Annotated in this window: 10 protein-coding genes; 6 read left to right on the forward strand and 4 right to left on the reverse strand. The window is 45.0% G+C overall.

Annotation, left to right across the window (positions count from 1 at the left end; translation table 11 throughout):
* Nucleotides 1-4: 4 nt before the first annotated feature.
* A complete protein-coding gene (locus VNN20_17570; protein ID HWP93996.1) occupies nucleotides 5-430 on the reverse strand; it encodes a hypothetical protein in 426 nt (141 codons plus the stop codon).
* A 173-nt stretch (nucleotides 431-603) separates the two neighbouring features.
* Here VNN20_17570 and VNN20_17575 point away from each other — a divergent pair, with 173 nt between their 5' ends.
* From VNN20_17575 to VNN20_17600, 6 genes are all read left to right on the forward strand, one after another.
* Entirely contained in the window at nucleotides 604-1,812 is a 1,209-nt protein-coding gene (locus tag VNN20_17575; GenBank protein HWP93997.1) for a GNAT family N-acetyltransferase, read from the forward strand.
* Between the two features lie 596 nt (nucleotides 1,813-2,408).
* Nucleotides 2,409-2,750: an ATP-dependent Clp protease adapter ClpS gene (gene clpS / locus VNN20_17580; protein HWP93998.1), complete on the forward strand. Its 342-nt coding sequence runs from the start codon at nucleotides 2,409-2,411 to the stop codon at nucleotides 2,748-2,750.
* Nucleotides 2,747-4,987 carry an ATP-dependent Clp protease ATP-binding subunit ClpA gene (gene clpA / locus VNN20_17585; protein HWP93999.1) on the forward strand — a complete coding sequence of 747 codons (2,241 nt, stop codon included), beginning with the start codon at nucleotides 2,747-2,749 and terminating at the stop codon, nucleotides 4,985-4,987. The genes clpS and clpA overlap by 4 nt, the downstream gene beginning before the upstream one ends.
* A gap of 108 nt (nucleotides 4,988-5,095) precedes the next feature.
* Complete coding sequence (locus VNN20_17590; GenBank protein ID HWP94000.1) at nucleotides 5,096-6,013, forward strand: dienelactone hydrolase family protein; 918 nt, start codon at nucleotides 5,096-5,098, stop codon at nucleotides 6,011-6,013.
* Between the two features lie 146 nt (nucleotides 6,014-6,159).
* Complete coding sequence (locus VNN20_17595; GenBank protein ID HWP94001.1) at nucleotides 6,160-6,264, forward strand: hypothetical protein; 105 nt, start codon at nucleotides 6,160-6,162, stop codon at nucleotides 6,262-6,264.
* A gap of 148 nt (nucleotides 6,265-6,412) precedes the next feature.
* Nucleotides 6,413-7,168 (forward strand): TerC family protein, encoded by a 756-nt coding sequence (locus tag VNN20_17600; protein HWP94002.1) that lies wholly within the window; start codon nucleotides 6,413-6,415, stop codon nucleotides 7,166-7,168.
* Between the two features lie 48 nt (nucleotides 7,169-7,216).
* Here the strand turns inward: VNN20_17600 and trxB are convergent, their stop codons facing one another.
* The 3 genes from trxB to VNN20_17615 form a co-directional block, all read right to left on the reverse strand.
* Nucleotides 7,217-8,167 (reverse strand): thioredoxin-disulfide reductase, encoded by a 951-nt coding sequence (gene trxB, locus VNN20_17605; GenBank protein ID HWP94003.1) that lies wholly within the window; start codon nucleotides 8,165-8,167, stop codon nucleotides 7,217-7,219.
* Nucleotides 8,168-8,495: 328 nt separating this feature from the next.
* Nucleotides 8,496-9,203, reverse strand: a complete 708-nt coding sequence (locus VNN20_17610; protein HWP94004.1) for an alpha/beta fold hydrolase — start codon at nucleotides 9,201-9,203, stop codon at nucleotides 8,496-8,498.
* 880 nt (nucleotides 9,204-10,083) lie between these two features.
* A partial coding sequence (locus tag VNN20_17615; GenBank protein ID HWP94005.1) for a transposase occupies nucleotides 10,084-10,683 on the reverse strand: 600 nt, incomplete at its 5' end.

Below are 10,683 nucleotides of genomic sequence, written 5' to 3' on the forward strand. Positions count from 1 at the left end.
GCACTTAATTAACAACCGAAAAGCTTCTCCCCATTGCCGACGGTTGATAAAAGTCGTTTCCGTCTTCTTTTACTAAAAATGCAGGGTAACTTTTCCCTTCATCTAGTATAGGTATTGGCGCTGGACCGATTAGACCCCTGGTGTCGTGGAAATATCTTATAACTATTGTATCTCCTGCTTTAAGATTAGATTCTGATCGCTTGACCCCTGTCACCTTTGCCTCAATGTCTACCATAATAGCGTCCGTCACTTTTTCTGTTTTTACTTTTAGGACCTCGATATCAATGTACTCTGGTGCAGATTCTTGCATTTCTTTATAGGCGCTAGGAGGAAGATCGGCCAAGCCTGGTTGGACGCTAATCAAGAGAACCATCGTTATCGAGAGAAGAGTTATCTGAATGTTTAAACGAAGCTTCGAATCTTTTTTCATATTTTAACCATCCGATACTTACGGGTAACTTCTTGTCACCATTATCTCACGAAGAGTTAACACTTGTCAATTAAATCTAAGGTAGAATTAAAAAGTATTATATCGGGGAAGGGATTGTGGAAAGCCTGATTTGAAAGATGTTCGATTGCAGGGTCATGAGCCGGGGATAAAAGATGGGAAAAGCGGGAAAGCCGTATTTAGAAATAGGTAGCAAGGATAGTTTGGAGAAGCTAAATATCAATATTTATGACTCCATAAAACACATCGACAAGGAGCAATACAATCATATTGTAGACCCGGACAACCCATTTCTGGAGTATGAGTTTTTAGAAGCACTCGAGGAGTCGGGCTGCGTAGGGCCAAAAACAACCTGGCTCCCTTATTACATAGTGCTCTCCGATAAGGGGAAAGTAGTTGGAGCCGTGACCTTTTATATTCGATACGATTCCTACGGCGAATTCATCTTTGACTGGGAATGGGCCCGGGCATATCAAAATGCAAGACTCCCTTATTATCCCAAAGCAGTGGTGGCGATACCCTTTACCCCGACCACGGGGGTGCGTATTCTGGTCCATCCCCATTATTCTTTTGATGAATGCGCAGAGCTAATGGTTAGGTATTTGATTGAGTTTTGCCGGGAGGAAAATTTATCTTCAATTCATTTTTTATTTTTAACCGGGAGAGAGCAGGTTTTTCTTGAAAATCTGGGTTTTCTCTCAAGGAAAACGTATCAATATCACTGGAGGAATAGGGATTATAAAAACTTTGAGGACTTCTTGGATGATTTGCGCTCCAATAGGAAGAAACAAATAAGAAAGGAGAGAAGGTTTCTAGAACAGCTAGGACTAGAGATAAAAATAGTCGAGGGAGAAGATATAAAGAAGGAACATATAGATGCCATGTGGCGATTCTACATGGACACGCATTCTAGAAAGTGGGGCAGCGCCTATCTCAATAAGAAATTCTTTGACCAAATTTTTGATAATTTCAGACGCCGTCTGGTCATGGTCTTAGCCAGGGAGGGGAGAAAGTGGATTGGGGGGACTTTTAACCTAGTGGGGGGAAAGAGGCTTTTTGGACGCTATTGGGGGACAACTTCTGCCCATGATAACCTGCACTTTGAATGTTGTTTCTACAGTCTGATTGACTATGCTATAAAAAATAAAATAGAGGTGTTTGAGGCCGGAGCACAGGGCGACCATAAATTCTTGAGAGGTTTCGCCGCCATGCCCACATACAGTTCGCATTTTATTTTTCACGAGGGGGCGAGAATAGCGATTAGTGATTACCTTAGAAAGGAGAGAAACCATAATACTAAATTAATCGAGGACCTTAATAGAAAATCGCCTTTGAAGTACTTGCATGGACAAGAAGAAACATAGAAAGATAAATTCCAATGACCAAATCACAAGTTATAAACAATTTCCAAATTCTAAATGTTTGATATTTGGAGTTTATAATTGTTTGTGATTGTAATTTAAGATTAGGGTTAACATAGGGATGCTAGGAGATTCTCATTATACTGTCATTGTGAGGCTTCGATTGCGCGCAGGGCCTGTCCTGAGCGAAGCGTAGGAATAGACTCCGTGAAGCAATCTTATACTAGGTGTCATTCTGAACCTTGTCCTGAGTTGTTGCCCCAGTTTAATCGGGGGATTATCGCTCAGGGTAAATTTGGCGAAGGACTAGTAATGAATCTTGCTAGGTTCAAGGATCTATCCCTTTCTTTGTCATTCCGAGCGGATGTGAGGAGTCTTAACCAATATCGTCAGTAAGATTTCTCCCCCTATGAGATATGCAATTATCTCACGGGGTTGAAATGACAAAGGAAGCGGTCAAAATTAAGGAAGGGATTGATGAAAAAGACAGAGGAACTTTTCGCACAGTGCTAGGTAAACCGGGTTCTGGTGCATATTGTGAGACTGTGCCCTCCAACTCACTATAGGGTAATAACGAAGATTGTTTGAGGCATAGAATCATGTCAGACGAAAGAAAAAAGTGGGATGACCCGGAAGGTGAACTGCTCACCGAAGAAAGGGTCAAGTTAAAAAGACCGGACATGTACAGGATTGTACTTCTCAACGATGACTATACCCCCAGAGATTTTGTGGTGTGGGTCTTGATGAGGGTATTTTATAAAAGCAAGGAGGAGAGCACTAGAATAATGCTGGAAGCGCATACGACCGGAAAGAGCATCGTCGGCGTTTACACTTACGATATCGCCAAGACGAAGGTGATGCAGGTGGAGACTCTGGCTGATCAATATGAACATCCTCTCAAATGTATTCTAGAAGTGGAGGAAGGGGGAGAAGAAGAATGATCATATCGGAAGAATTAGAAAAAACCTTACAAAGGGCCTACCGTGAGGCGAAGACTAGGAGGCACGAGTTTATCACTCTCGAGCATATTCTGCTTGCTTTAACTGAAGATACAGCCGCAGCCGATATATTAATAGCTTGCGGTGCGGATATACATAGGTTGAAGAGTTCTTTGGATGAGTTCATGAAGAAGAACATGCCGCCTATCAAGTCGGAATACCTTCCCGAGCCGGAATACTCTCTTGACAGCAAGTTTGTACTGCAGTTTGCGGCGATGCATGTCGAATCAGCCGGGAAGAAGGAGCTGACCAGCGGAAATGTACTGGCGGCTATGTTCAGGGTGCAAGAATCACACGCCGTGTACTTCTTGAATGAACAAGGTGTTACCCGCCTCGACGTGATTAAGTACTTATCTCACGGGGTTTCTAGATATTCTCAGGATAGAGAATCCAAAACTCCTTCGGATGACGCTGAAAAGGAAGAGGTCAGGCGAAAAGACCCGCTCACACAGTTCTGTACTAATTTGGTGAAAAAAGCCAGGGAGGGCAGAATTGACCCGCTTATCGGACGAGGAACGGAGATCGAGCGAACCATCCACATACTGGCGAGAAGGCGAAAGAATAACCCCATATTCGTGGGCGATGCCGGGGTCGGAAAGACGGCGATTGCAGAAGGGCTTGCCCTAAGAATTGTCGAGAAAAAGGTTCCGAAATCTTTAGAGAAGCTAGAGATCTATGCTTTGGACATGGGCTCTCTCACCGCCGGGACACGCTACCGGGGGGATTTTGAGGAGAGATTAAAAGCCATAATCGATGCGGTGAAAGGCGATCCTAACAAAGTGTTATTCATCGACGAGATACATACGGTCATAGGTGCAGGCGCGGTCTCCGGCGGCACGTTAGACGCTTCGAGCATGTTGAAACCGGCCCTGGCCAACGGGGAGATACGCTGTATCGGAACTACCACTTTAAAAGAGTATCGCAGCGTCTTCGAGAAAGACCATGCCCTGGCCAGGAGGTTCCAGAAAATAGATGTTTACGAGCCTAGCCAGGAGGAATCGTTCCAGATACTAATGGGTTTGAAGAAGTACTACGAGGATCATCATGGGGTTAAGTACTCAGCCTCGGCATTGAAGGCGGCCGTAGAATTATCGGCCAAGTATATAAACGACAGAAGGTTGCCGGATAAGGCTATAGACCTTATCGACGAGGCCGGAGCGGAGGTCAAGCTTAGGGATTACAAATCCGAGATAAAGCAGGTCACGGTTAAAGATATAGAAGCCCTGGTGTCGAAGATAGCCAAAATCCCGTCCCGCTCCGTAAAAATCGACGACCGTCAAAGATTGCTGACGCTGGCCGATGACCTAAAAAGAGTGATTTTTGGACAGGATGAAGCCGTCGATAAAGTAGTAACGGCAATCCAAATGTCCAGGGCGGGCCTCAACGAGCCGCATAAGCCGGTCGGCTCCTTCATGTTTGCCGGCCCTACCGGGGTGGGCAAAACAGAGCTAGCAAAGCAACTAGCGCAGGCTTTAGGCATAGAGTTCATCCGGTTCGACATGAGCGAATACATGGAAAAACATACCGTTTCTCGTCTCATCGGCTCTCCTCCCGGCTATGTGGGATTCGACCAGGGCGGTCAGCTTACCGAGGTGATATATCAAAACCCGCACGCGGTATTGCTCCTGGATGAAATAGAGAAGGCACATGAGGATATATACAACATACTGCTCCAGGTGATGGACCATGCTACCCTAACCGATTCCAACGGAAGAAAGGTTGATTTCAGGCAAATAATACTGATACTCACTACCAATACCGGCTCCCGGGAGAGCAGCAGGCGCACCATGGGGTTTGGCAAGAGCGAGTATGAGGATAAGACCGCACAGGCGATTGAACGCTACTTCAGTCCCGAGTTTAGAAATCGCCTGAATGCGATCGTACACTTTAATTCCCTGGATAAAAAGGTAGTGGAAATGGTAGTGGATAAAATCATAGGACAATTGGCCGAAAGGTTAAAAGCCAAAAAAGTTAATGTAAAACTCGACTCAAGAGCCAGGTCCTATCTTGCGGAAAAGGGGTACGACAGCCAGTTAGGGGCAAGGCCTATTCAAAGGTTGATCGACAGCGAAATTACGGAAAGGCTGTCCAAGGAAATCTTGTTCGGCAAATTAGCCAGTGGTGGAAATGTCAGAATCATCTTGAAGGAAGACAAACTGGATTTTGATTTTGATTCCTGATTATTGTATTATCACAAAATCTTAGGGCCGGCCGAATTCAAGCCGGACTAAGTTGCCTTATTGATTTAGCTAAGTTAACAATCCTTTAAAGCCCACAGGAGGTGCCGCATGACGGCTTTTAAAATGCTCAAGCAAGTTTTTGTATTGGCTATTATCCTAGGTTTCGCCGTTTCCGCCTGTCAGAAGGTGGAGGAAAAGGTGGAAGAAGCGGAGAAGACCGAGAAGGCGGAAAAGGCTCCGGAGGTGGTGGAAGAAGAAGTCGTAACGGAGGAAGCTCCCAAGGGTCCAAACATAGTGGGGGAGGAGGTTGAATATAGCTCGAATGGGACGACGTTGAAGGGATATCTGGTGTATGACAAGAACATAGAGGGCAAAAGGCCAGGAGTCTTGGTAGTGCACGAATGGTGGGGGCTAAACGATTATGCCCGTAAGCGCGCCACTATGCTGGCTGAATTAGGCTATACTGCACTGGCGGTAGATATGTATGGAGATGCTAAACAGGCGGCCAATCCCGATGAGGCCGGGAAGCTCTCCGGTATGGTCATGTCAAAAATGGAAGATGCCCAAGCCCGGTTTGAGGCGGCTTTGAATTTGCTTAAAGGTCAAGAGACGGTAGATCCAGAACGGGTCGCCGCAATCGGCTATTGCTTCGGCGGAGCGGTCGTGCTAAACATGGCACTTAGGGGCGTAGACCTGGATGGCGTGGCCAGTTTTCACGGGATTCTCCCCACCAGCTCCGATGCCAAACCGGGGGAGGTTAAAGCCGATGTCATTGTTTTCCACGGCGGAGCTGACCAGTTTCTAACCAACGAACAGGTCGAACAGTTTAAGGGGCTAATGGAAAACCTGAACGTCGATTACGAGGTCATAGTCTATCCGGATGCCAAACACAGTTTTACGGTGGTAGAAGCAGATTCTTTTGCAGAAAAATTTGATATTCCCCTGGGATACAACGAGGAAGCGGATAAGGACTCATGGGAAAGGATGAAGGCGTTTTTCAAGAAGATTTTTGGTAAAGAAGGTTAATTAGAACTCGAAAATACTATCTCTTCGAATAAAACAGGTATTAAACTCCCCTTTGAGCGTAATCTAAAAGTAGGGAACGCATATCCTTCCCCGATTAAATCGGGGACCAGCTCAGGACAGGTAAGCGTTTCCTGCTTTGATTTATTATTCTTAAGCTAATTGACCTTGCGGTTGGCTTGCGGGTCAAGGAAGACGAAGAGAATGCCGGCCTTGACCTGACGCACCACGGTGAAACCGGATATGACCTCTAATAGTTAGTAAATCCCACAGCGGTAAAAACAAGCCTTATATCGTACTAGACCAAGCGGAAACTTTCATCGTACGTCTTGTTGTTACCAACGACCTAGCACTGAGCTCACATGTATAATTAACGAAAATCACGCAAAAGGAGTTTGCCAAATGGAATGGCTTACCGATCCTCAAATATGGATTGCTTTGGTTACACTCACTGCTCTGGAGGTTGTCCTGGGCATAGATAACATCATTTTCATCTCGATACTGGCTGGCAAATTGCCGGGGAATCAGCAGGGTAGGGCAAGAACCCTAGGTCTAGGCTTGGCCATGCTGATGCGAATAGCGCTTCTATTTTCACTGACCTGGATCATGCGGCTTACCTTTCCTCTTTTCTCCCTGTTTGGGAATGAAATTTCCGGCCGCGATATCATTCTTATCTTGGGTGGACTATTCCTCCTGGCCAAGAGCACATACGAAATACACGACAAGCTTGAAGGCGAGGAAGGACATTCCTCGGCGCGGATTGCCTCTTCTTTTGTCAGTGTAATAATTCAAATAATATTACTGGACATAGTGTTTTCACTGGATTCGGTGATAACAGCGATTGGCATGGCCAACCAGCTCTGGGTCATGATTACCGCTGTGGTTATTGCAGTGGTATTTATGATGGTGTCTGCCGGTCCCATAAGCGACTTCGTCCATCGCCATCCGACCGTTAAGATGCTGGCATTGAGTTTTCTTCTGTTGATCGGTGTATCTCTTATTGCGGAGGGTTTAGACCAGCACATACCAAAAGGATATATTTATTTCGCTATGGCCTTTTCGGTGTTCGTGGAGATGCTCAACTTGAGGATGCGGCGATATAAGGTTGAACCGGTCAAGTTACGTAAGCCCTACAGCGATCAAGCTAGCAGCGTTTAGAATTTAGTAAGAAGACGCCATGGCCTATTCCTACAAGAATTATGCAATTTAGCCGTTTTCTTCGAGGAATTTTTCCGCGTCCATAGCGGCCATGCAGCCTGTCCCGGCGGCGGTTATGGCCTGGCGGTAGCGGTGGTCTTGAACATCCCCTGCCGCGAATACTCCGGGCACATTGGTCTCGCTTGTATGGTTGTTTGTGATGATATATCCCTTGTCGTCCATCTCTACCTGACCCTCAAAGAGTTTGGTGTTAGGAGTGTGGCCGATGGCAACGAAGACCCCCTGACATGCCTTTATACTAACCTCCCCGGTCTTGGTGTTCTTAATTCTGACGCCGGTAATTCCCGTTTCCTTATCCCCAAGTATCTCTTCCACCACGGAATCCCAGATGAAGTCTATTTTCTTATTCTTAAATGCCCTTTCCTGCATAATCTTAGACGCCCTTAGCTTATCCCGTCGATGTATTATCGTTACCTTGGTAGCAAACTTAGTTAAGAATATTCCTTCTTCCACCGCAGTGTCGCCGCCGCCTACAACCACGAGTTCCTTGTCCTTGAAGAAAAACCCGTCGCAGGTAGCACAAGTAGAAACCCCGTGACCCATCAGTTTTCTCTCCGACTCCAGTCCAAGGAGCTTCGCCGAGGCACCCGAAGCGATTATAAGCGTGTCCGCCAGTATAACCATTTCACCGGCTACAACCTTAAACGGTCTTCTGGAGAGGTCTACAGACGATACCTCGGCTAATATACACTTAGCACCGAATCTCTCTGCCTGTTTTCTCATAGCATCCATTAGCTCAGGCCCCATAATTCCTTCGGGAAAGCCGGGGTAATTCTCGACAGCGGTGGTCAACGTAAGCTGGCCCCCGGCCTGTATTCCCTCAAAAACGAGCGGCTCCAGGTTAGCCCTTGCCGCATAAAGTGCTGCGGTAAGCCCGGCCGGCCCGGAACCGATAATCACTACTTTGTACCTATCTTTTATTCCTTCGGATTTGTCCATTTCTGACCCTTTCAGTTGGATTTTTATTTATATTACATCAGAAAAACGAATTTCCAATTAAATAACGTCCGATGTGTGCATACTGTTTCAACGAGGGTCAGATATTAGATGCTCTCAAATCACTTGAGATGCGGGGGAGCAAAATTTGTTATTTCCTTATTTCACCCTGATTAAGACTTCTGGATACGAGGTTGGGGGAAACTAGCGTAGAGACGCAAAATTTTGCGTCTCTACTTTATAGTTAACGCATTCGGCATGATAGATGCGAGCGGCAAATATAGTCGTGGCTTTCCAGTTTATAATTTTAAGGAAGTGTCAAATCTCTAACCTACTTCTCGGACCTTTTAGCTAACCAGCTACAAACCCTGGGCCACAGTTCTTTCAAAGACTTGCTACTTACCGATAGTCCAATGTGTCCTGTCGGAAAAACTAAGGTCTCTTTGTCTTTACTGGATATCAATTTCTCAAGAACTGTGCTGGTGGCAGGGGGGACTAGATGGTCATTTTCAGCAACGAGGTTTAATACCGGGCATTTTATTTTTTTTAAGCTGACGCCCTTGTTGTTGATTTTAAGCTTGTTTTTTACGAGCAAATTTTCCTGGTAGCAATACTTTATAAATTCTCTAAGAACCTCTCCGGCAACCGGTATATTATCGTTAAGCCACTTCTCCATAGCCAGGAAATTTTCGACGACGTTCTTATCGTCGAGCTTTTCGTAGAAATTCACATACTTTGTGATGAGGTTCTGAACCGGCTTGAGAAATATAAAAACGGCCTGTAAAAATTCCGGAGGTGCATTGCCATAAGCTTCTACGAATCTATCCACATTAAAATACGATTTATCTCCCCACAGGTTTAAGAGACCTTCAGTTGAAGCTTTGAAATCAATGCCGGTAGTCATAAGAACTAGGTTCTTTACATCTTCAGGATAAAGAGCTGTGTACATCACGGACATCGTCCCGCCCATACAATATCCAAGTATGTTTACTTTATCCGAGCCGGAGATTCTTTTTACCTTATCTACAACATTTTTTATATACCGGTTTCAGTACTGTCCGGTTAAAATAAGAGCAACTGTAAATCAGGCTCCCTGGCTTTATAGCAATTGTAGTGAGTACAACTAAGCAGGTCAATAAGACTAATCCTCTCAAACACGGTTTCTTTTAACATGACGGCGAACTCAGACAAAGACCGGGTAGACTCTTATCATGTGGGTGATATTCATAACATTAGCTTTCGGAAAAGGGATTGCTTCGGTTGCGGAATTTATCTGTCGCTAACGATGCCGACATGCTTTCCCCATTACAAGGAGCTGTTTAAATCCCTTGGTTTGTAATATCCGGAAGCCTGTTTTTGCTCCGGTATCGGGAGGCACAACCGATGGGTTACGGGTCATATATACATTCACAGGTTGAGTTGGGTAGTAGGGTTTTTAGCTTTTATCTTTGGAGGCTCGTTAGCTTTTTTCTGTGTTTGTTTTCTTAACCTTTTCATCTGTATATTCTTTCATCTTTAATTTTTGCAAGCATTCAGTTGATAAGAACGGTTATGAAAACTGGTCTTATTATCCATGAGCTTGATTGTATCACAAATTAAGAGTTTGGTTAAATAAACCGCTTCAGCTACTGATTTTAAGAAAGCTCAATGTCCTTTATTTATCCTGGTTGAGGTTACCCATCAATATGAGGTATGATAAAACCAAGGAAAACATGATTTCCCAAGTTGACGAAAGCAAATATATAAGCACATTTCTATATGCAAAAACTCAAATTTCTCTTTGGTATATTGCTGGAGTTTATTCTAAGCGTAACAAGTAAAAGTAAGGTTATACCTAAAATGCTTTACTAAGGCCCGAGATGAACTTGCTCAAGAGAAAGCCAAAATGGGGGATTTTTCAATAGGTGTGTAAAAATCATTCAGGCGGCCTTCCTTTTTTGCTTTACTTTTACTTCTTCTACCATTATCCCATTAACAAATCTCTTCCCTGCATAAACTTCCGGTAACAACCAGTATCCCCGGAGTGCATAAAAGTTCTTCTCTGCTACACAAAGAAGCTTCCATATCATCGCCGTGGCGTTCTCTACTCTCTTGAACCTCTTGGCTGCATCGGTCCTTAGTCTTATTGAACCAAAAGGTGATTCCACAACATTGGTTGTCCTTATATGCACCCAATGCTCCTTGGGATAGGAATAAAACGTCACCATCCGCTCCCAGTCACTAAGAAGCTTCTCTACCGCCTTCGGATATTCTCTCTTATATCGGTTAATAAATTCATCCCTTAAACCCTCGCATTCCTCCCTGCTCTCCGCATAGGGAATTCTCTTAATATACTCTCCTGCCTCGTTCCTCACCCTCCGGGGCATAGCATCAAGAACATTAGTAATCTTATGGTTCCAGCACCTCTGCTCATCCCCATGTGGATGCACCTCCCCCAATGCCGACCATATCCCCAGATTCCCATCCGCTATGGTCAATCTCCCCAGTTTTAACCCCCGTCTCCTCGGATCCCGTAATAT

The sequence above is a fragment of the Thermodesulfobacteriota bacterium genome (genome assembly GCA_035559815.1).
Classification (GTDB): Bacteria; Desulfobacterota_D; UBA1144; order Nemesobacterales; family CSP1-2; genus DATMAT01.

Bases quoted from the DNA above. Each gene is read 5' to 3' on its own strand.
- VNN20_17570 (HWP93996.1), bottom strand. From the start codon at position 430: ATGAAAAAAGATTCGAAGCTTCGTTTAAACATTCAGATAACTCTTCTC.
- VNN20_17575 (HWP93997.1), top strand. From the start codon at position 604: ATGGGAAAAGCGGGAAAGCCGTATTTAGAAATAGGTAGCAAGGATAGT.
- clpS (HWP93998.1), top strand. From the start codon at position 2,409: ATGTCAGACGAAAGAAAAAAGTGGGATGACCCGGAAGGTGAACTGCTC.
- clpA (HWP93999.1), top strand. From the start codon at position 2,747: ATGATCATATCGGAAGAATTAGAAAAAACCTTACAAAGGGCCTACCGT.
- VNN20_17590 (HWP94000.1), top strand. From the start codon at position 5,096: ATGACGGCTTTTAAAATGCTCAAGCAAGTTTTTGTATTGGCTATTATC.
- VNN20_17600 (HWP94002.1), top strand. From the start codon at position 6,413: ATGGAATGGCTTACCGATCCTCAAATATGGATTGCTTTGGTTACACTC.
- trxB (HWP94003.1), bottom strand. From the start codon at position 8,167: ATGGACAAATCCGAAGGAATAAAAGATAGGTACAAAGTAGTGATTATC.